At 63.5% G+C, this 20,405-nt stretch carries 16 protein-coding genes; 9 read left to right on the top strand and 7 right to left on the bottom strand.

Features of this window, described 5'->3' with window-relative positions:
- Position 1: 1 nt before the first annotated feature.
- Genes C3F36_RS08580 through C3F36_RS08565 form a run of 4 tightly spaced genes read right to left on the bottom strand, consistent with a single transcriptional unit; the run spans position 2 to position 3,557 of the window.
- Entirely contained in the window at positions 2-778 is a 777-nt protein-coding gene (locus C3F36_RS08580; protein ID WP_039040132.1) for an ABC transporter permease, read from the bottom strand.
- Entirely contained in the window at positions 771-1,667 is an 897-nt protein-coding gene (locus tag C3F36_RS08575) for an ABC transporter permease (RefSeq protein WP_104454902.1), read from the bottom strand. The genes C3F36_RS08580 and C3F36_RS08575 overlap by 8 nt, the downstream gene beginning before the upstream one ends.
- A complete protein-coding gene (locus tag C3F36_RS08570; RefSeq protein ID WP_104454901.1) occupies positions 1,667-2,500 on the bottom strand; it encodes an alkaline phosphatase family protein in 834 nt (277 codons plus the stop codon). Before C3F36_RS08570 ends, C3F36_RS08575 begins: the two co-directional genes overlap by 1 nt.
- A 10-nt stretch (positions 2,501-2,510) precedes the next feature.
- The gene (locus C3F36_RS08565; protein ID WP_010675915.1) at positions 2,511-3,557 is read right to left on the bottom strand and encodes an ABC transporter substrate-binding protein; all 1,047 of its coding nucleotides are present in this window, start codon (positions 3,555-3,557) and stop codon (positions 2,511-2,513) included.
- Positions 3,558-3,740: 183 nt separating this feature from the next.
- Here C3F36_RS08565 and C3F36_RS08560 point away from each other — a divergent pair, with 183 nt between their 5' ends.
- A complete protein-coding gene (locus C3F36_RS08560) occupies positions 3,741-4,553 on the top strand; it encodes a UTRA domain-containing protein (RefSeq protein ID WP_199769680.1) in 813 nt (270 codons plus the stop codon).
- 46 nt (positions 4,554-4,599) lie between these two features.
- Here C3F36_RS08560 and C3F36_RS08555 read toward each other — a convergent pair whose 3' ends face one another.
- A complete protein-coding gene (locus tag C3F36_RS08555; protein ID WP_010675913.1) occupies positions 4,600-5,364 on the bottom strand; it encodes a helix-turn-helix domain-containing protein in 765 nt (254 codons plus the stop codon).
- Between the two features lie 443 nt (positions 5,365-5,807).
- Complete coding sequence (locus C3F36_RS08550; RefSeq protein WP_010675912.1) at positions 5,808-6,722, bottom strand: LysR family transcriptional regulator; 915 nt, start codon at positions 6,720-6,722, stop codon at positions 5,808-5,810.
- Between the two features lie 257 nt (positions 6,723-6,979).
- Here C3F36_RS08550 and C3F36_RS08545 point away from each other — a divergent pair, with 257 nt between their 5' ends.
- The 7 genes from C3F36_RS08545 to C3F36_RS08515 all read left to right on the top strand — a co-directional run bounded on the left by C3F36_RS08545 (position 6,980) and on the right by C3F36_RS08515 (position 18,408).
- Positions 6,980-7,312, top strand: a complete 333-nt coding sequence (locus C3F36_RS08545; protein WP_041211883.1) for a hypothetical protein — start codon at positions 6,980-6,982, stop codon at positions 7,310-7,312.
- Between the two features lie 30 nt (positions 7,313-7,342).
- Positions 7,343-8,029 carry a pirin family protein gene (locus tag C3F36_RS08540; RefSeq protein WP_010675910.1) on the top strand — a complete coding sequence of 229 codons (687 nt, stop codon included), beginning with the start codon at positions 7,343-7,345 and terminating at the stop codon, positions 8,027-8,029.
- Positions 8,030-8,112: 83 nt separating this feature from the next.
- Complete coding sequence (locus C3F36_RS08535; protein ID WP_104454900.1) at positions 8,113-8,511, top strand: DoxX family protein; 399 nt, start codon at positions 8,113-8,115, stop codon at positions 8,509-8,511.
- A gap of 232 nt (positions 8,512-8,743) precedes the next feature.
- Positions 8,744-12,100: an exodeoxyribonuclease V subunit gamma gene (recC, locus tag C3F36_RS08530; protein WP_104454899.1), complete on the top strand. Its 3,357-nt coding sequence runs from the start codon at positions 8,744-8,746 to the stop codon at positions 12,098-12,100.
- A complete protein-coding gene (recB, locus tag C3F36_RS08525) occupies positions 12,100-15,714 on the top strand; it encodes an exodeoxyribonuclease V subunit beta (protein WP_104454898.1) in 3,615 nt (1,204 codons plus the stop codon). The genes recC and recB overlap by 1 nt, the downstream gene beginning before the upstream one ends.
- Before the next feature lie 8 nt (positions 15,715-15,722).
- Positions 15,723-17,777 carry an exodeoxyribonuclease V subunit alpha gene (gene recD, locus C3F36_RS08520; RefSeq protein WP_104454897.1) on the top strand — a complete coding sequence of 685 codons (2,055 nt, stop codon included), beginning with the start codon at positions 15,723-15,725 and terminating at the stop codon, positions 17,775-17,777.
- Between the two features lie 52 nt (positions 17,778-17,829).
- Positions 17,830-18,408, top strand: coding sequence for a 5'-nucleotidase (locus tag C3F36_RS08515; protein ID WP_104454896.1), 579 nt, complete (start codon positions 17,830-17,832; stop codon positions 18,406-18,408).
- On the opposite strand, the gene C3F36_RS08510 is transcribed toward C3F36_RS08515, so the two are convergent.
- The gene (locus C3F36_RS08510; protein WP_104454191.1) at positions 18,396-19,343 is read right to left on the bottom strand and encodes an IS30-like element ISAs2 family transposase; all 948 of its coding nucleotides are present in this window, start codon (positions 19,341-19,343) and stop codon (positions 18,396-18,398) included. The two genes, C3F36_RS08515 and C3F36_RS08510, sit on opposite strands and share 13 nt — an antisense overlap.
- Before the next feature lie 98 nt (positions 19,344-19,441).
- On the opposite strand from C3F36_RS08510, the gene C3F36_RS08505 reads away from it, so the two are divergent.
- A complete protein-coding gene (locus C3F36_RS08505; RefSeq protein ID WP_199769711.1) occupies positions 19,442-19,915 on the top strand; it encodes a 5'-nucleotidase in 474 nt (157 codons plus the stop codon).
- Positions 19,916-20,405: the final 490 nt, after the last annotated feature.

The raw sequence follows: 20,405 nt of genomic DNA, 5'->3' as shown, positions 1-20,405 counted from the left end.
TTCACCGATGAAATCTGTTGGCTGCCCAGGTGAGCAGCAGGGTCAGCAGGAAGTAGCTCATCACCAGTGCGCTGGTGAAGTGGCCCGAGGTGGCACGCATGTTGTAGAGGTAGACCTGCAGGGTCTCGTAACGGGTGCCCACCAGCATGTTGGCAAACACGAACTCCCCGAGCAGGAAGGACAGCGAGAGAAACAGCGCCGCCAGCAGCCCCTTGCGCAGGCAGGGGATCACCACCAGCAGGAAGGCGCGGGCACTGCTCGCCCCCAGCAGGTGAGCGGCATCCATCAGATCCTTGAGCGGCACCCCTTGCAGGCTGTTGGCCAGCGCCCGGTACATGAAGGGGAGCACCACGGTGAACCAGGTGCCGATCAGGATCCACGGCGTGCCGATAATCGGCAGCACGCCGTCAGCGTAGATCTGCAGCAACCCCACCGAAGAGACCACGGGCGGCACCGCGAAGGGGAGCAGGATCAAGAGGTTCATCCAGGGATCCAGCCTGGGGAAGTAGTAGGCCACCACCAGCACGGTGGGCACCAGTACCAGGGTCCCCAGCAGCAGGGTGGCGAAGCAGACCAGGAGGCTGCGGCCAAAGGCCGCCAAAAAGCGCGGATCGCCCCAGAGCTTGAGATACCAGTCGAGGGTAAAGCCGTCCGGCAGCAGGGTCGCCCCCCAGCGGGTGGAGATGGAGTAGAGAAAGGTAGCCAGCAGCGGCAGCAGCAGGGTGGCGACCAGCGCCCCCAGCACCCATCTGGGCCAGCGCGGCGTCAAATCATGCATGGGATTGCCCCTTGTTCACATAGCTCTTTTTCAGCAGCCACTGGTTGGCGGCTGTCACCACCCCCAGCAGCACCATCAGGATCACCGCCAGCGCCGCCGCGAGATTCGGCTCGAGGAAGATGTCGCCGGAGACCAGACTGGCCACCCTGATGGTCACCAGGTTGAAGTTGCCGGTGGTGAGGGCGTAGGCGGAGGCATAGGCCCCCACCGCGTTGGCAAACAGGATGATCAGGGTGCCGAGCAAGGCGGGCGTCAGCACCGGCAGCGCAACGTGCCATACATACTGCCCCTTGCTCGCGCCGAGCAGGGCGGCGGCCTGGGGCCACTCATCCTGTAGCGCATCGAATGCCGGGTAGAGCAGCAGCAGGGCGAGGGGGATCTGGAAGTAGGTGTAAATCAGGATAAGGCCGCTGCCCGAATAGAGGTTGAAGCCATCGATGAGGCCCCAGGATTTGAGCAGCAGGGTCACCGCACCGTTGATGCCGAGCACGATGATGAAGGCGAACGCCAGCGGCACGCCGCTGAAGTTGCCCGTCATGGTGACGAAAGCCAGCAGCACCCGCTTGACCCGCTCGCCACAGTGGCGCAGCGCCGCGGCCCCGAGGGTGCCGATGGCGAGCCCCGCCAGGCTGGCGATGCCGGCGATGCGCAACGAGTTGCCGAAGGATTGCAGATAGAAGGGGGAGCTCAAAATCTCCCGGTAGTGGTCGAGACCCCAGCCATCGGGGGTCTGGACGCTGCCCACCAGCACCCACACCATGGGGGCGAGCTGGAACAGGATCATCAATAGGACAAAGGGCAGCAGCACCAGGGCCGGCAGCCAGTGGCGGCGCACCCGGCGTGGCTTCACCTGTTGATCCGCGAGGATCTCGGTGGTGGCAGGCATCATCAGTGCACCTCGCGCATAAAGGCCGCCTTGAGCAGCGGGGGGGCTGCCGGCTTGTCGTGGGGAACTCCCAGCAGATCCGCCATCAGGGCGCAGAGCTGGGTCTGGGCGATCGCCACTCCATCCGGCCAGCGCTCGACGAAGGCATCGCCAAAGAGCCAGAGCGGCACGGTGCGCTCCTCGGCCAGGGTGCCGCCATGGCTGAGATCGTTGTTCATGCCGTGATCCGAGGTGATCACCACCTGATACCCCTCTGCCAGCCACTGGGGCAGCAGCTCGGCCAGCAGGCTGTCCATGCGGCGCGCCTGATTGCGGTACTGGCGGGAATCGAGGCCGAACTGGTGGCCCGCATCGTCCACCCCCATGGGGTGGATCAGCAGAAAATCGGGGTCGTACTGGCTGCGCAGCCACTCGCCGTCCATCAGCAGATGGCTGTCGGGGTAGCCGTCATCCCAGTAGAAGCAGCCGTGCTGGATGGGCAGTTGCTCATCGTGAGTAAAGCGATCGCGGGCCGCCAGCCAGGGGCTCTGGTTGTAGAGCTCGCTCACCCAGTGGTAGGCCGCCGCTGCGGTGCGTTTGCCCTCGGCCCGGGCCAGATGGAAGATGGAGTCGTGTTGGCTCAGGCGATTCACCCCGTTGTGGGTGATGCCGCTCGCCACCGGCGGCAAGCCGGTCAGGATGCACTCGTAGAGAGGGCGGGAGAGGGAGGGCAGGGCGGCACTCAGGGTCGTATGCAGGCCGCGCTCTGCCTCCACCATGCCACAGAGGTAGCCCATGCAATGGGCTACCTCTGCTGCCAGGCCATCCACAAGTACCACTATCACCTTGTGTTGCACTGGCCACTCCTTACTGCATGTTGATCATGACGGTTTCCTGCCACTGGCGCGGCAGGGCCTTGGAGCTCTGCTCCCAGGCGGCGTGATCCTGCACCGGCTTGGCGTTGGCATACTGCTCGGCCGGCAGCAGCTTGGCCTTGACGTCATCCGGCAGGGTCACGTTGCTGCGAATGGGGCGGGCGTAGCCACGGGCCAGGTTGATTTGACCTGCATCGGAGAGGATGTATTCCCGCGCCAGCTTGGCGGCGTTGGGGTTCTTGGCCCACTTGTTGATGATGGTGGTGTAGCCGGCGATGACGGAGCCGTCGCTCGGGATTACCACATCAAACTTCTTGGGGTCGATCTGGTCGCGGTAGTTGAGGGCGTTGAAGTCCCACAGCACCCCCACTTCCACTTCGCCTTTCTCGATGTTGGCGATGGTCGGGTCGTTCAGCGACAGACGGCCCTGCTTGGCCAGCTTGCCGAACAGATCCAGGGCGGGTTTCAGATTCTTCTCGCTGCCGCCGGTGGCATAGGCCGCCGCCAGCACGCCGTTGTTGGCCTGGGAGGCGACGCCCACGTCACCCAGGGTCACCTTGTAGTCGCCACCCAGCAGGGATTGCCAGCTGGTGGGGGCGGCCTTGACCAGATCCTTGTTGATCAGGAAGGCGATGGTGCCGGTATAGGCCAGCATCCAGTGGCCGTCCGCATCCTTGGCCCAGTTGGGAATGTCGGCCCAGGTGGAGGGCTTGTAGGGCTGGGTGACCCCCTGCTTGACCGCCACCGGGCCGAAGGCGCCGCCCACGTCGCCGATGTCGGCGGTGGCGTTGGCCTTCTCGGCAGCGAACTTGGCGATCTCCTGGGCGGAGCTCATGTCGGTATCCTGATGCTTGATGCCGTAGATGCTGCCGAGCTGCTGCCAGGTATCCTTCCAGTTGGCCCAGCTGTCCGGCATGCCGACGCTCTGGAGCTGGCCCTCACCGCGGGCAGCTTTTTCGAGATCCGCGATGTTCTCGGCGGCAAACAGCGGTTGACTGATGGCCACCAGGGCCAGTGCACTTGCGATCACGCTTTTCATCATCCCATCCCTCTGGACTAGGTCAGTTAAGGTTCGAGAGGGATGCTAGAGGGGAAATATGACGGTGGCGGGGCGCTTTGATGGCAGTTTCGTGACAATCGCCCTGTCATGGCGCTGTCATCAGGGGCGGTTACAACTCGGGGTCGACAACCTCTGGTCTACTCCAGTGGTGTGCAAACCCGAATGACCGACAGGGATGTGACAGTGACAGAGCAATTGAGTGAACAGGGGATGGCCGATGGCCGCACACCCTCCAAGTGCGAACAGATTTGCCGGACCCTGCGCCGCTATATCGGCAGCGGACACCTGGCGGCGGGGCAGCAGCTGCCCGCCGAACGGGCCCTGAGCGAGCGATTCGCCACCACCCGCATCACCATCAAGGAGGCACTCTCCAGCCTCGAGGCGGACGGCCTCATCTACCGGGCCGAGCGGCGCGGCTGGTTCGTGGCGCCGCCTCGCCTCACCTACGATCCCGCCATCCACACCCACTTTCACCAGTGGATTGGTGAGCAGCAGCGCACCGCCGAGACCCGGGTGCTGGCCCATGGCAACCAGCTTGCCAGCAGCGAGTTGTGCCGCTGGATGGGTCTGGAACCCTTTACGCCGCTCTACGAGATCCGCCGCCAGCGGCTGATCGACGGTCGCCCGGTGCTGCACGTCAGCCATCACCTGCTGGCGAGCCGTTTCCCCGGCATCGCCAGCGCTCCTCTGGCCAGCTCCCTCACCGAGCTCTACCGGCAACGCTATGGCATAGGCCAGGGCTGGGCGAGCCTCGAGATCACCCCCTCGGCGGCCCGGGGAGAGATAGCCCGCGCCCTCAACCTGGCCCAGGGGAGCGCCGTGCTGCGCTTGGTGCGGGTCAATCATGACGAGGAAGGGAAGCTGGTGGATTGCGACATCGAGCACTGGCGACCGGACGCCATCCGCATCTGCCTGGATACCCGGGCACTGCAACCGCTCGCCACCGGTGCGCGGCAGGTGCAACTGGCAGAGTAGCGGCGTTCTGGCGCTGACATGGCGGATCCCGCAGGATCCACCGGGATCAGTTGTCGATGTTGGGGATCAGATCGTCGAAGCTCTGGTAGCCGCAGTCGGCCAGTTGCAGCGACATGGTGTAGGTCTTGCTGCCCTCCCGCTGGCCGATGGCGGGGCGGTTGAGCTTGAGCTCCTGATGCCAGTACTCCTTCATGCGATCGATCAGCGCCATGGCCTCGCTCTCCCCCAGATGGAGCTGGCACAGCGCCATGTAGTTGTTGGGCCTGTGCATGTTCTCCACCAGATAGTCCCCCAGTACCGACATGGCCTGGCGCGCCTGCTGGCGGGCGAAACGGCTGTGCTGCTCGAAGCTGATGCGCTCGCTGATGAGGAAGTGGTAGCTGTTGTCGATGCCAAGCTGCAGGATGCCGAGTTTCTCCAGCTTGCGCAGATAGAGGTAGCAGGAGGCATCGGTCAGGCCGTACTCCCGCTTGAGATCGATAAGGGTCTTGTCGCGCCAGAAGATGTTGGCGAGAAAGGCATAGAGCCCCGGCTCCTTGTGAAACGCCTCATCCTGTTCCTGGGTAAAGACGGCCCGGCGGCTCTGGGCATCCTGTGTCCGGTCCAGCAGCTCTTCGAAGGAGAGTCCCACCAGATGGCAGATCTCCAGCAGGGTGTCGAACGGCAGGGAGGGCTTGTTCATCATGCGCTTCACGGTGGCGATGGAAACCCCCATGGCTTCTGCCAGGGTCTGATAGCGGATCCCCTTGTCAGTCAGGGTTTTCTTCAGGGTGTCGAGGATGTGATTGGCCAGTGTCTGGCTGTAGGTCATGCAACTATTCCTTTATCTGCATTTTTAGTCGTGTCAGAAATTGAGTGGTTTGTCTGTATCGGGCTCAAATTTTGACACCTAGAAAAACCAGAGGAGGGTAACCCGGTGATAATGGCGGAAATGGCCTGACCAGTTGTGGTGCAAGGTGGCAGAAAGTGACACTCGGTGGTGCATATCCTTCAACCTTTCAACATTTTGCTGGTGATGCATATTACATCGCACATAATTCAACACGAATCGGATTCAATACCTTCCTGGTTGAGAAAACGATTGTTTGCTTCCAATTTAAGGGTTTTTTTAACCGCAAGGTTTTATTCTTTCCTGGCATTGAGCGGAACTCGCAAGAGGTCCGCTTTTTTTCTTTTCTCCGAATCTGAGCCCGTCGTCAAGAATGGGGCGCAGTTTTGGTACTTCCTGCGCCACCGACCCCGGAAGGCAGTCCTTTATTCCCCCTGACCGGCAAACAGCTTGGGGATCTCCCGCACCAGCCAGCTCTTGGCCTTGCCCATGGTGTCTCTCCGCCAGGCCAGCACGACCTGGATCTGGTGGCGATATTCGGGACTGATCACCTTGAGCCTGCCCGCCTTGATGTCCTCTTCAATCCAGCGTTGCGGCATGGTGCCGATGCCGAGCCCCGCCAGCAGGGCGTCCCGCTTCTCCCCCATGGTGCTGACGGTCAGGCGCGGCTGCTTGTCGAGCAGGCGGTAGGTGAGCACCGGCTTGCGCAGTGCCGTGTCGGCCACCGCGATGGCGCGATAGCGGCGCAGGGTCTCGTCCGCCAGGGGCTCGGGTTCCTGATGCAGGGGGTGATCGGGGTGGGCGACGTAGAGCATCACCTCCTCCCTGAGCACCTGGTGCTTGATGCCGGTCATGGCGATATCGGCATTGAGGGAGGAGATGAGCAGGTCGGCGCGGCCATCTTCCAGGCACTCCCAACTGCCCGCCAGCACCTCGGCGCGAAACCTCAGCCGGGTATCGGTCTGTTCGGCCAGCCGATCCACCAGGGGGTAGAGAGCCTGTACCGGCATCAAGGCATCGACGGCGATGGTGATGTCGGTCTCCCAGCCACGGGAGAGGGCCCGGGTCTCCCCCACCAGGTGCTCGGCCGCCTCCAGCAGCACCCGGCCCCGCTCCAGCAGCATGCGGCCCGCCGGGGTGAACTTGGTCCTGTGGCCGCTGCGGTCGAACAGCATGGCGTCCAGCTCGTCTTCCAGCTTTTGTACCGTGTAGCTCAGCGCCGAAGGCACCTTGCCCAGCTCGTCGGCCGCCGCCGCGAAGCTGCCACGACGGTCGATGGCGTCCAGCACCCGGATCGCCTCCAGGGTCAGCGCCCGCTCCTTGTTCGATTCCTTGGCCATATCCAACCTTCAATTTTTTTGAATGTGTTTACCAGATTATCTCGCTAACAACTTAGGGGAAGTCACTTTAATATTCAATCAACGCTTAGGCAGGAACGCCTGGCAGCCAAATAAAAGGTAGTTCCGGGCTGAGACATCCCCAAACACGATGTCTGATGTCAGCAAAAGAACAACATAGTATTTGAATGATCTCTTGCATGGATGCATTGATTCGGGCCCAAGGGGCCTTGGCAATGACATAAAACCCAAGAGAGTGAATGAACATGAAAAACGTAATCAAGATGCTGGCCGTTGCAGGCCTGATGACCGCAGGTGCCGCCCAGGCTTCCGTTCCCGCTGACTTCAATGCCGCCCCGGGCGTGCTGTTCGTCAACTGGAGCGCCACCGCCGCGATGGACGGCAAGGCCAACCCCATGCTGGAGGTGCGCGACGAGTCCGGTGATCTGCTGGCTTCCGTCCACGCCAACCTGATGGGCACCCAGCAGGTCGCCATCCCGAGCCGCACCCAGGGCAAGCTGACGGTGAGCCTGGGCAACGAAAGCAGCAGCTACCGCATCCCCTTCGGTCTGGGTGACGGTCGCCAGCGTTAATGAACCAACTTGGTCAGTGAGGAGCACACCATGATGAAATTGAGAGCCGCAGAAGCACGGGGCAAGGCCAACTTTGGCTGGCTGGATGCCCGTCACAGCTTCTCCTTCGGTCACTACTATGACCCGGAATGGATGGGACACTCTGCTCTGCGGGTCATCAATCAGGATCGGGTGGCGCCGGGTGGCGGTTTCGCGACCCACCCTCACGCCAACATGGAGATCCTCACCTGCGTGCTGCAAGGCACCATAGAGCACAAGGACAGCCTCGGCCACGCCGAGCAGATCCCGGCGGGGGATTTCCAGCTGATGAGCGCAGGGTCCGGCATCCGGCACAGCGAGTACAACCCCTCGCAGACCGAGCCGCTCTCCCTGCTGCAAATCTGGATCGAGCCGAATGAACACGGCACGACCCCGGGTTATCAGCAGAAGAAGATTGAAAACAAGCCCGGGATGACGCTGGTGGCGTCACCGGACGGCGAGGCGGGATCCTTCAGGATCCGCCAGCAGGCCAGAGTGTGGCGTCTGCAGCTCGCAGAAGGGGAGACCCTCGAGTGGGCACTGCAAGGGCGTCATGGTTACCTGCACATGATTTCAGGGGAGCTGACCGGCAACGGTCTGGCTGCCCGACCCGGCGACGGGCTGCTCAGCCGCGACGAGTCGAGCTGGGTGCTCACCGCCTCCAGGGGGAGTGAAGCCCTGCTGTTTGACCTGCCTTGATAGAAAAATCTTGGCGAAATGAATGAGTTAACAATTAGCTTTTACACTGTAAATACCATGATGGTAAGCAAAGGAATATGACGATGGACAAGATGAAAGATGTGGCACTGCTGGTGGGTCGTGTACTGCTGGCGCTGATGTTCGTGATGGCTGGCTGGGGCAAGATCGGCGGTTACGCCGGTACCCAGGGTTACATGGAAGCCATGGGCGTGCCCGGGTTCATGCTGCCCCTGGTGATCCTGCTGGAGCTGGGTGGCGGTCTTGCCATCATGCTGGGCCTGTTTACCCGCAGCCTCTCCGTGCTGCTGGCCGGTTTCACCCTGATGGCCGCCTTCATCTTCCACTATCAGCCTGCCGAGCAGATGCAGATGCAGATGCTGATGTTCATGAAGAACGTCTCCGTGGCCGGTGGTTTCCTGGCCCTGGCGGCGGCCGGTGCAGGGGCTTTCAGCCTGGATGCCCGCCTCGGCAAGCACTGGTAATACCCTGACGTTTCAAGTTTTCCAACGCCTTTTGGCCGGTGCCTTGCACCGGCTTTTTTGTGCCCGCTTCCCGGGGATGCCATCTGTGTGACGGCGCGCAGTCCGGACGCCACAAGTGCCTTTTGCATCTTATCCCCCGATCCCCGACAATCCCGATTCGCGTGCCGTGACGGGAATGCCAGAGAGTGTCCCCCCGCGCACCCCCTCTTCATGAAATTGGCGGGAGTCGTCCATGTTTACCCTCTACCACTCCAATCAGCTGGATCTGCTCAAGGAGCTGCTGGTGAGCCGCATCCGGCAGGCTCCGCTCTCCCACCCCTTCGATCGGGAGCAGATCCTGGTGCAGAGTCCCGGCATGGCCCAGTGGCTCAAGCTGGAGCTGGCCAAGGCGTTCGGCATCGCCGCCAACATCGACTTTCCCCTGCCCGCGAGTTTCATCTGGGAGATGTTCACCCGGGTGCTGGCGGACGTGCCGCGCCAGAGCCCCTACAACAAGGGGGCCATGAGCTGGCACCTGATGACCATTCTGCCCACCCTGCTCGGCAGACCCGCCTTTGCGCCCCTCGCGGCCTATCTGGGGGGCAGTGACGGGGCGGCGCCGGAGCAGGTGCGGCTCTGGCAGCTCTGCCAGAAGGTGGCGGATCTGTTCGACCAGTATCTGGTCTACCGGCCGGACTGGATCGCCCGCTGGGAAGAGGGGGAAGGATTGAGCCAGGAGCTGGCCGGGGTGAGCGGTCAGGATTGGCAGCCCGAGCTCTGGCGCGAGCTGGTGGCCCGCACCCTGGCCCTCAGCCCCAGCGGCTACCACCGCGCCAACCTCTACGAGGCCTTCATCCACGAGCTGGAGCGCACCCGGGATCTGCCGGGCAGGCTGCCGCAACGGGTCTTCGTGTTCGGCATCTCGGCCCTGCCGCCCCGCTACGTGGAGGCCCTGCTGGCCCTCGGCAGCCGCCCCGAGGTGGAGGTGCACCTGTTTGTGACCAACCCCTGCCGCTACTACTGGGGGGACTTGCTCGATCGCAAGACACTGGCGCGCCTCGAAAACAAGCTCAAGCCCGGTACGGATCTCGAGACCCTGCAGGGCCCCGCCAATCCGTTGCTCGCCTCCATGGGCAAGCTGGGGCGCGACTACCTGCACCAGCTGATGGAGTTGGAGGTACCGCAGATCGAGGCCTTCGTCGACATCGAGGATCGCGACGATGAGGGCAAGGTCACCTTGCTGCGGGCCATCCAGAAAGACGTGCTGGAGCTGGCGGAACGGGGGGCCGGCGAGTTCAACCTCGATGCCAGCCACCACAAGAGCCCTGTCAGCCTGGATGACGGCACTTTGCAGATCCACGCCTGCCACGGCCCCATGCGGGAGCTCGAGGTGCTGCACGACCGGCTGCTGGCCCTGTTCGAGCAGGATCCCACCCTCACCCCCAAAGACGTGGTGGTGATGATGCCGGACGTCAACAGCTACGGTCCCTACATCCAGGCCGTTTTTGGCAAGGAGGGCGGCAAGGGGCGGGGCGGGGCCCGCGGCCAGATCCCCTTTGCGATCTCCGATCGGGCGGCGAGCCAGGAGAGCCCGCTGCTGCAAAGTTTCCTCGCCCTGCTCAGGCTGCCGAACGCCCGCTTCGGAGCGGGGGAGCTGCTCGCCATCCTGGAGGTGCCCGCCGTGCTGCGCCGCTTCGAGCTGGACGACGACGAGTTCAACGTGCTGCGGCGCTGGGTGCAGGAGACCGGCATCCGCTGGGGGCTGGATGACGACTATCCCGAGCGCTTCGCGCTGCCGCGTCTGTCCGGCAACAGCTGGCTGTTCGGCCTGCGGCGCATGCTGCTGGGTTTTGCCATGGGGGACGGGGAGCCGGTGGCGGGGATCCTGCCCTATGCGGACATCGAGGGTCAGCAGGGGCTGATCCTCGGCAAGCTCGCCTGGTTCGTCGACTCCCTGGCGGAGTTTCTGCCCAGGCTGCAACAGGCGCAGCCGCTGGCCGAATGGCACGCCTGCCTGCTGGCGCTGCTGGAGCGCTTCTATCTCGCCGACGAGGATGAAGAGCGCCAGCTCCAGCTCATTCGCAGCCAGCTCACCGACTGGCAGGCCCAGCTCGGCGAGGCCCGCTTCGAGCAGGCCATCAGTGCCGACCTCTTGCAGGATTACCTCGGCAGCGTGCTGGGGGAGTCCCGCTCCAGCCAGCGCTTCCTCGCCGGTCAGGTCAACTTCTGCACCCTGATGCCGATGCGCTCCATTCCCTTCCGCCAGGTCTGCCTGCTCGGCATGAACGACGGCGTCTACCCGCGCACCCTGCCCCCCATGGGCTTCGATCTGATGGCGGTGGCCTCGCGGCGCGGGGACCGATCCCGCCGGGATGACGACCGCTACCTCTTCCTCGAGGCACTCCTCAGTGCCCAGCAGGGGCTCTACATCAGCTATCAGGGGTTCAGCGCCCAGGACAACAGCGAGAAGGTACCCTCCGTGCTGCTGGCGGAGCTCATCGACTACGTGCGCCAGGGCTTCGTGTTGGCGGGGGATGAAGATCTCGACGACGACACCTCGGGCCGGCGGCTGCTCGAACACCTGATCGTGGCGCACCCCCTCACCCCCTACAGCCCGGCCTACTTTTACCCCGAACCCGGCTCCGGTCTCTTCACCTATGCCGCCGACTGGCTGCCGGCACTGAGCCCGGAGCGGGGGGCCGCCAACTTCCAGAGCGGCGATCTGCCCCTGCCCGCGGAGTGGGGCAGGGAGCAGGGGCTGGAGCTGGCGGAGCTGCTGCGTTTCTATCGCCAGCCAGCCAGGTACTTCCTCAACCGCCGCCTCAAGGTGTGGTTCGAGCTGGAGGAGGCGACCATCGAAGACAGCGAGCCCTTCGAGCTGGACGGCCTGCAGCACTATCAGCTCAAGGCGCTGCTGCTGGATGCCCATCTGACCGAAGGGGAGAGCGAGGCCCGTCGCCATCGGCTGCAACTCTCCGGCCTGCTGCCGCAAGGGTGGTTCGGCAGCCTGCTGCTGGAGGAGATCGACGGCGAGATGGGCAAACTGGCGGCGCGGCTGCGCCCCTGGACGGGGGACAAACAGGCGGTGGAGATCGACATCGCCCTGGCCCAGGGGCAGCTTCAGGGCTGGATAGACACCCAGAAGGGACGAGCACTGGTGGTCAAACCCGGCAGCTTCAACGGCAAGGATCTGCTGCTGGCCTGGATCCAGCACCTTTGCCTCTCATTGAGCAGCGCCCCCGGCGACACCCTGTTGTTCGATGCCAAACAGAGTCTGCGGCTGCCAAGGCTTGCGGCGGACGAGGCGCGGCCCAGGTTGGCGGCCCTGGTGGCCCTCTGGACCCAGGGGATGAAGCGGCCGCTGCCCTTCTTCCCGAGCACCGCCTGGGAGTGGCTCAAGGGGATCGAGAAGGATCCGGCAAAGCCGGAGGAGGCCGACAAGGCGGCACTTGCCCGCTTCAACGGCGGCTACATGGTGACGGGAGAGGGGCAGGACGTCTATGTCGCCCGCTGCTTCCCGGAACTTGATGACGAGGTGCTGGCCCAGTTGCAGGGGCTGGCCCGTGAACACCTGACCCCGCTCCATCAGGCGCTGGAGGAGTTGCAATAATGGCTAACCCGCTCAATCCCCTGCGTTTTCCCCTCTATGGCGAGCGGCTGATCGAGGCCTCCGCCGGGACCGGCAAGACCTATACCATCGCGGGCCTCTATCTGCGCCTCTTGCTGGGCCACGGCCCGGTTATCGAACAAGCAGGCGAGGAGGGGGGAGACGCCGGTCAGCCCTGTGCCCACGAGCGGCCCCTGTCGGTGACCGAGATCCTGGTGGTGACCTTTACCGAGGCGGCCACCGCCGAACTGAGGGGGCGGATCCGCGCCCGCATCCACGAGGCGCGCCTCGCCTTTATGCGCGGCCACAGCACGGATACCCTGCTGGCCCAACTGCTGGCGGAGGTGGAGGATCACGACCTGGCGGCCCGTCGCCTGCTGGCCGCCGAGCGGCAGATGGACGAGGCGGCGGTCTTCACCATCCACGGCTTCTGCCAGCGGATGCTCAGGCAGAACGCCTTCGAGTCGGGCGCCCTCTTTGAAACCGAATTTTTGACCGACGACAGCAGGCTCCGGCTGCAGGCGGTGAGTGACTACTGGCGCGCCGAGTTCTATCCGGTGGATCAGCCCCTGGCCCGGGCGGTGCGAAGGCTCTGGCCGAGCCCCGCCGCCCTGCTGCGGGAGATGGGGAGCTGGCTCGACAACGACGAGCTGGAGATCCGCCCGGTGGCGGGGGACGAGACCCTGGCGGCGCGGCACAGCGTCGCCATGGCCCGCATCGGGGCAGTGAAAGCCGGGTGGCTGGCGCAGACGGACGAGATCCGCCGCCAGACCGAGGGGCAGATCAGCCGTTACACCGGCAAGAACTACGAGGGCTGGCTTGCCAAGATTGGCGACTGGGCGCAGGACGAGACCAGCGGCTACGTCCTCCCCAAGGAGCTGGAGCGCTTCGGCCAGCAGGCGCTGGAGGAGAACCTCAAGAAGGGGGGAACGGTGCCCACCCTGCCGCTCTTTGGCGAGATAGACGCCCTGCTGGCGAGCCGACCCGGCATCCGGGATCTCGTCTTGCAGCGGGCGGCCAGGGTGGTGCGCAGCCGAATGCAGGAGAGCAAGCGCCAGGCCCATCAGCTCTCCTTCGACGATCTGCTGCGGGATCTCGACGGGGCGCTCGGCTCGGGCCTGGGGGAGCGGCTGTGCGAGCGCATCCGCGCCACCTACCGGGTCGCCATGATCGATGAATTCCAGGATACCGACCCCCAGCAGTACCGCATCTTCCATCGCCTTTACGGCGGTCACCAGGACACGGCGCTCCTGATGATCGGCGACCCCAAGCAGGCCATCTACGGCTTTCGTGGCGCCGACATCTTTACCTACATCCAGGCGCGGCGAAATGTGAGCGCCCACTACACCCTCGGGCGCAACTGGCGCTCAAGCCGCGCCCTGGTGGCGGCGGTCAACGGCCTGTTCGAGCGGGCGAAGGATCCCTTCATCTACGAGGCGGACATCCCCTTCCTGCCGGTGGAGGCGCAGGGCAAGAGCCGGGCACTGCTGATCGAGGGGCAGACCGCCCCCGTGCTGCACTGCTGGCAGCTCACCGGTCAGCCCACCTTCAACAAGGGGGAGTACCAGAGCAGGATGGCCCGCGCCACGGCGGCGGAGATCCATCGCCTGCTCACGCTGGCCCGGGAGGGCAAGGCGATGCTCGGCAGCGAGCCGGTCAGGGCCGGGGATATCGCCGTGCTGGTGCGCACCGGCGCCGAGGGCAAGCTGGTGCAGCAGGAGCTGGCGCGCCTTGCCATCGCCTCCGTCTATCTGTCGAACCGCGAGAGCGTGCTGGCCCAGGTGGAGGCGCGGGAGATCCTGCTGATCCTGCACGCCTGCCAGAACCCGAGCGATGAGCGAAGCCTTAGGGCAGCGCTCGCCACCGGCCTGTTCGATCTCGATGCCAGGGCCCTGGACGCGCTGGCCTCGGACGAGCGGGCCTGGGAGAGCGCGGTGCAGGAGTTCATGGGATACCGCGCGGTCTGGCATCGCCACGGGGTGCTGGCCATGCTGCGGGCCCTGATGCACGGGCGCAACCTCGCCGCCTCCCTGCTGGCGAGCCCCTACGGGGAGCGGCGGCTGACCAACTTCCTCCATCTCGGCGAACTGCTGCAACAGGCGAGCGGCGAGCTGGACGGGGAGTACGCCCTGCTGCGCTGGCTCGGGGAGGCGGTGAGCCAGCCCAATGGCCAGGACGGGGAGCAGATACTTCGCCTGGAGTCCGAGCGCAAGCTGGTGCAGATCGTCACCATCCACAAATCCAAGGGGCTGGAGTACCCGCTGGTCTTCCTGCCGTTCATTTGCAGCCACCGCGCCGCCGACACCCCCCTGTTCCACGAAGCGGGGGAGGCTGGCAATCGCACCGTGCTCGATCTCACCGGCGCCGAAGAGTCCCTAGCCGAGGCCGACAAGGAGCGCCTCGCCGAAGACTTGCGCCTGCTCTACGTGGCCCTGACCCGGGGGGTCTATGCCACCTGGCTCGGGCTGGCGCCGGTGCGCTCCGGGGCGGGCAAGTCGGAGAAGACCGACCTGCACCGCACCGCCATCGGCTACCTGCTGCAAAAGGGGGAGGAGGGGGACGCCGGGACACTGGCGACCGCCCTCACCGACCTGGCCCAGGCCCTGCCGGGGGTGGCCGTCGGTGAGCCCTCGCTCACCCGCCCGGCCCCGCTGCCCGCCGAAGCGGAGAAGCCGGGGGAGCCCACCGTGCGCACGTTCCAGGGGCAGCTTGAGCGGGACTGGTGGATCAGCTCCTACTCCGGGCTCGCGGCCCAGGGCAACGGCCACGGCAAGGGGGTGCTGGCCAACCCCGGCTTCGACGACGAGGTGGCCACCGAGGCCGCCGTCACCGTGCAGGAAGAGGAGGCGCCTGCCCCTTCCATCTTCACCTTCCCCAAGGGGGCGCGTCCCGGCACCCTGCTCCACAGCCTGTTCGAGACCATCGACTTCGAGCACGCGAAGGGCGAGTCGCTGGCACAGCACATCGCCGCCCTGCTGACCCAGGAGGGGTTCGACGAAGGCTGGGCCCCCGTGCTGCAACAGCAGGTGGAGGCGGTGCTGGATACCCCCCTTGAGACCGGCCTTGGGGATCCGGTGCGGCTGCGGGATCTGGCCCCCGAGCGCAAACAGGTGGAGCTGGAGTTCTTCCTGCCAATGGGGCGGGTGACGGCACCGGCGCTGACCGCACTCTGCCAGCAGCACGACCCCCTGTCGCGGGACGGCAAGCCGCTCGGTTTTGCCACCGTGCAGGGGATGCTCAAGGGCTTCATCGACCTGGTGTTCGAGTGGCAGGGGCGCTGGTATCTGCTCGACTACAAATCGAACCACCTTGGCATGAGCCCCGCCGATTACGGCCGCCCGGCCCTGGAGCGGGCCATGCGCGAGCATCGCTACGATCTGCAATACCAGCTCTATTCGCTGGCCCTGCATCGGCTGCTCGCCTTGCGGCTGCCGGGCTACGATTTCGACCGGCATTTTGGCGGGGTCTTCTATCTCTTCCTGCGCGGCATGCCCCAGGGGGGCATTTTCCATGCCCGGCCCAGCCGGGAACTGGTGCTGGGGCTGGACGAGTTGTTTAGTAAAGGTGTGACATCTGACGATCATCGTTTAGAGAAATCGAACAAGGCAGAGGCATGAGGGGCGAGATGAAGGGCGAAACCATGATAGAGCGGCTGAAAGCCTTGGCGCTGGCGGGGCGCATCCGCCAGCTTGACCTGCAATTTGCCAGGCTGGTGGCCGACCTTGGCGGCAGCCCCGAGCTGGTGCTGGGGGCCGCGCTCGCCTGCCATGAGCTGGGGCGCGGCCATGTCTGCCTGCCGCTGGCGATGCTCGCTCAGGGCGGTGACGGGCAGGGATCCTCGCGTCCCTTCGGGCTGGATGCGGATCAGAGCCGGGATCTGCTGGCGGATCTCGCGGATCCTGCGAGCTGGCCCGCCCTCTTTGCGGCCAGCCCCCTGGTGGGGAGCGAACAGGAGGAGGGAGAGAGCCCCCGCTGGCCCCTGCGACTCTGGGGGGATCGCCTCTACCTCACCCGCTACCACGACTTTGAGCTGGGGGTGGCCCGCCACCTTAGCGCCTTGAGTGAACGGGCCGAATGGCCGGAGATTGCCCCGGCCCTGTCACGCCTCTTTGCCCGCGACTACGGCCTGGTGTTCGGGGCCCTGCTCAAGGCCCGCCTCGCGCCGGATTTCTCCGTCCGCCACTTTGTGGAGAAGTACCTGGATCTGGTCTTCCCCCATGAGGTGGAGTGGCCCGCCGTGGAGACCCTGCTAAAGAGCGCCCAGGCGGCCAGCGAGCTGGAGCGGCTGGATACCCTGGTACCCGAGGCGCTCTGCTGCAACGGCCAGAAGCTGGCGGCGGCCACGGCGGCGGCGCGCCCCTTTGCGGTCATCTCCGGCGGCCCCGGCACCGGCAAGACCACCACGGTGGCCAAGCTCCTCGCCATCCTGGTGGAGACCGGCCTGCAAGGGGGCAAGGCCCCGGCTATCCGGCTGGTGGCCCCCACCGGCAAGGCGGCGGCGCGTCTGACCGAGAGTATCGGCGCTGCCTTGCAGGCCCTGGACTTGCCCCCCGAGTGGGTGGAGGCCATCCCCACGGAGGCGGGCACCCTGCACCGGCTGCTCGGGGTCATTCCGGGGCGCAGCCAGTTCCGCCACCACGCGGGCAACCCGCTGCACCTCGACCTGCTGGTGGTGGATGAGGCCTCCATGGTGGACCTGCCCATGATGGCGCGCCTGCTGGATGCGCTGCCGAGCCACGCTCGCCTGATCCTGCTCGGCGACAAGGATCAGCTCGCCTCGGTGGAGGCGGGGGCCGTGCTCGGGGATATCTGCAGCTTTATCGAACAGGGCATCAGCCCGGCGCAGGCGGATTGGCTCTCCCGCCAGACCGGCTATCGCCTGCAAGGCACGCCCGCGGGGGCCAGCGTGCGCGACAGCCTCTGTTTGCTCTCCAAGAGCTGGCGCTTTGACCAGCATTCGGGCATCGGCCAGTTGGCGCGGGCCTGCAACAGCGGCGACGGGGCGGCGGTGGAGGCGGTCTGGAGCGCAGGATTTGGCGACATCCGCCTGCACCCCTGGGCGGGGGAGGCCTACAACGCCTTGATCGCCGAGGGGGTGGCCGGTTATGGCAGCTACCTCAAGGCGGCCCGGGCCGGCGAGGATCCGGCGGCGGTGTTCAAGGCGTTCAACGGCTTCCAGATCCTCTGCGCCCTGCGGGACGGCCCCTTCGGGGTGACGGGGCTGAACGAGCGGCTCGAACTGGCCCTCGCCAAGGCAGGGCTGATCCAGCGTGACGGCGACTGGTATGCGGGCCGCCCGGTGATGGTGGTGCGCAACGACCACGGGGTGGGCCTCTACAACGGCGACATGGGGCTCTGCCTGCCCGATGACACCGGCCGTCTCAAGGTGTGGTTCGAGCAGCCGGACGGCACCCTGCGGGCCCTGTTGCCCAGCCGGTTGCCCCCCCATGAGACGGTCTACGCCATGACCATCCACAAATCCCAGGGGTCGGAGTTTGCCCATACCGTGCTGGTGCTGCCCGACAGCCCCAGCCCGCTCCTGACCCGCGAGCTGGTCTACACCGGCATCACCCGCGCCAAGGCCCGGCTCGATCTCTACGGCGATCGCGCCCTGCTGGCACAGGCCGTGCGGAAAAAGACCGAGCGGTATTCGGGGTTGGCGGAGCGGTTGGGATACTAACTTCAAATTTATAAGACAATAATCAATATCTGATGGAAACTGGGGGGGAGTAATGGCATTAGACTTAAGTAAGACCTTGGTTGTTGGAGTATCGGCAACTGCTTTATTTGATATGAGTGAATCAGATCAGATATTTCGAGAGATTTTCGACACTGATCGTGATACAGCTATTGACCGTTATCGAGAGTACATGTTGGCTCATGAAAATGAGCCATTAACTCCAGGGACAGGATTTCCCTTAGTCAAGGCTTTACTTGCACTGAATACTCATCTTGAAATTGGTGAGAAAAACCCACTGGTTGAGGTGGTTGTCATGTCTAGAAATAGCCCTGACACTGGTCTCAGGGTGTTAAATACGATCCGGCATATGAAGTTGGATATTACTCGTTCTGCATTCACAGCTGGTGAGTCAGTAGCTGACTATTTGGATGCATTTGATGTCGATTTATTCTTAACAACTAATGTCAGCGATGCACAGCAAGTCATCGATTCACGGCAATGTGCTGCGGCCATTGTAAAACTTCCACCTAAAGAGGCAGCTCAGTTGCCTGAAGGCCAAGTAAGGATTGCGTTCGATGGTGATGCGGCGCGAATTCAACTTCGAAGTGCGACACTCGCCTATGCCGCCTGACAGTACTCTTCGAATACCTTGACAGGCTGCCTGAATCCGAGACATTTCCGAGGTCGTAGGTTGAGCCACTGCTCCGCTCTCCTGACATCCTCGTCCGTGACCTCTCTCAGGTCTGTTCCCTTTGGGATAAACTGCCTCAACAGCCCATTGCTGTTCTCGTTCAGACCGCGCTCCCACGAAGAGTAAGGGTGCGCAAAGTAAGTCTCGGCACCCAGCGCTTCCTCTATCGCCTTGTGTTCGGCAAACTCGCCGCCGTTGTCAAAGGTGATGGTATGCACCTGCTCGATGTAGGGCGTTAACATCTCGATTATCGCATCCCGCACCACCCCAGCCTGTTTGCTCGCGACCCGCTTGACCAGATAGAGCCGGCTCTTGCGCTCCACCAGGGTGACCAGTGCACCTGTGCCTTGCTTGCCCAGCACCGTGTCCGCCTCCCAATCACCGAGCCGCTCCCGGCTATCGACGATAGCCGGCCGTTCATCAATAGAGCGGGCTTCCTTGATGGGAGAACGCAGGCTGCTCGCCCCCTTGCGGTAGCGCTTGTGGCCCTGGCGCAGATGGCGGTACAACTGGCCACCCCGGGCTTTGTCGGCGGCCACATGGCGGTATATCCACTCGTGACTCACCATGAGGCCTATCTGCTTGCCCACCGCGCTTATCTGCTCCGGGCTCCACCACCAGGCGAGTGTCAGCTCGACAAACTGGATGACATCGGCAGATAGCCGAGATTTGGCCGCACTGGCCCGTCGGTGGGTGGCGTGCTGATGCGCATTGTCTGGCTGGTAGCCCTGCGGCCCGGCGTTACGACGCAGCTCCCGGTAGAGGGTGGAGCGATGAACGCCAATGGCGCGTGCGGTGGCAAGGATGGACATCCCCTGTGCGCGAAGCACCGATAACTGGTATCGTTGCCCCTCGGTCAACTGCTGATAGCTCATGGTGATACTGCTTTTACTTTGGCGAGCAGAAGGGTACCACCAATCAGCAGTTGGCCACCTCTCGCCATTCATCCATGAGTGTCGCACTTATTATCTGAATTCCCGCGGTACTGTTCTCGGATGAGAGTGAATTAGTATATAAAACTGAAGGTATGGCCGCTTTTCATGCAAGAGAGGATGCATTACAAGATGTGCCTATGGCGGATGGCCCTTATGCCAATTTGCTAAGAAAGCTAGCGGTTTTACGTAATCGCCTTCCTATGAAGGCAGAATATTCACCTCTTCGCATAGCTATAGTTACCGCTCGTAATAGCCCATCGGAGATGCGAGTAATTAAAACTTTGAGAAGTTGGGGGATTTATGTCGATGAAGCTTTTTTCCTAGGCGGAGTAGGAAAAGCAAAAGTGCTTAAAGCATTTAAGCCACATATTTTCTTCGATGATCAAGATGTACATCTTGAAGCCGCAGCGAATATCGTCCCATCAGGGAAAGTTCCATATTTAAGCAGTTCGCCATTGGGTGTTCAATCTGTTGTCCCTGATCCTCTTGTGGGTTCGACTAGCGAAGCGTAATCGAACGCTCGCGAAATTAAACCTGCGTGGCTGATGGTTATATCCTCAGTGCCGCGTCATCCCCTCTCCCTTTGGGAGAGGGCTGGGTGAGGGAATTGGTAGGCATAATGTAGGAATAGTGTAGGGTGCAATAAGCGAAGCGCATTGCACCGCTTATTTTATTCTCATCTGCTACGGCAATAATATTGCCGCCGCTCATCCCCGACCCTTCTCCCGCAAGGGGAGAAGGGAGAAAACACGTCGTCCGATTACGCTTCGCTAATCGAACCTACATGGCTGACTATTTTTACGTCAATCGAATCGCCATGGCTGGCGATCATATCCCCGGTGCTGCTTTATCCCCTCTCCCGTTGGGAGAGGGCAGGGTGAGGGGAGTGGGTTGGCACAATGCCAGTCTCTCTGGGTGCAATGCCCGATGTGAATGGCGCCTCTTGAATGTATTTTCATCTGCCACATCCATGACTTGATCCGTCCAGCCAGGGGCGCTTGC

The organism is Aeromonas sp. ASNIH2 (assembly GCF_002934795.1).
Classification (GTDB): Bacteria; Pseudomonadota; Gammaproteobacteria; order Enterobacterales; family Aeromonadaceae; genus Aeromonas; species Aeromonas caviae.
This window is presented reverse-complemented; position numbering and strand designations above follow the sequence as displayed.

Bases quoted from the DNA above. Each gene is read 5' to 3' on its own strand.
- C3F36_RS08580 (WP_039040132.1), bottom strand. From the start codon at position 778: ATGCATGATTTGACGCCGCGCTGGCCCAGATGGGTGCTGGGGGCGCTG.
- C3F36_RS08575 (WP_104454902.1), bottom strand. From the start codon at position 1,667: ATGATGCCTGCCACCACCGAGATCCTCGCGGATCAACAGGTGAAGCCA.
- C3F36_RS08565 (WP_010675915.1), bottom strand. From the start codon at position 3,557: ATGAAAAGCGTGATCGCAAGTGCACTGGCCCTGGTGGCCATCAGTCAA.
- C3F36_RS08560 (WP_199769680.1), top strand. From the start codon at position 3,741: ATGACCGACAGGGATGTGACAGTGACAGAGCAATTGAGTGAACAGGGG.
- C3F36_RS08555 (WP_010675913.1), bottom strand. From the start codon at position 5,364: ATGACCTACAGCCAGACACTGGCCAATCACATCCTCGACACCCTGAAG.
- C3F36_RS08550 (WP_010675912.1), bottom strand. From the start codon at position 6,722: ATGGCCAAGGAATCGAACAAGGAGCGGGCGCTGACCCTGGAGGCGATC.
- C3F36_RS08545 (WP_041211883.1), top strand. From the start codon at position 6,980: ATGAACATGAAAAACGTAATCAAGATGCTGGCCGTTGCAGGCCTGATG.
- C3F36_RS08540 (WP_010675910.1), top strand. From the start codon at position 7,343: ATGATGAAATTGAGAGCCGCAGAAGCACGGGGCAAGGCCAACTTTGGC.
- C3F36_RS08535 (WP_104454900.1), top strand. From the start codon at position 8,113: ATGGACAAGATGAAAGATGTGGCACTGCTGGTGGGTCGTGTACTGCTG.
- recC (WP_104454899.1), top strand. From the start codon at position 8,744: ATGTTTACCCTCTACCACTCCAATCAGCTGGATCTGCTCAAGGAGCTG.
- recB (WP_104454898.1), top strand. From the start codon at position 12,100: ATGGCTAACCCGCTCAATCCCCTGCGTTTTCCCCTCTATGGCGAGCGG.
- recD (WP_104454897.1), top strand. From the start codon at position 15,723: ATGAAGGGCGAAACCATGATAGAGCGGCTGAAAGCCTTGGCGCTGGCG.
- C3F36_RS08515 (WP_104454896.1), top strand. From the start codon at position 17,830: ATGGCATTAGACTTAAGTAAGACCTTGGTTGTTGGAGTATCGGCAACT.
- C3F36_RS08510 (WP_104454191.1), bottom strand. From the start codon at position 19,343: ATGAGCTATCAGCAGTTGACCGAGGGGCAACGATACCAGTTATCGGTG.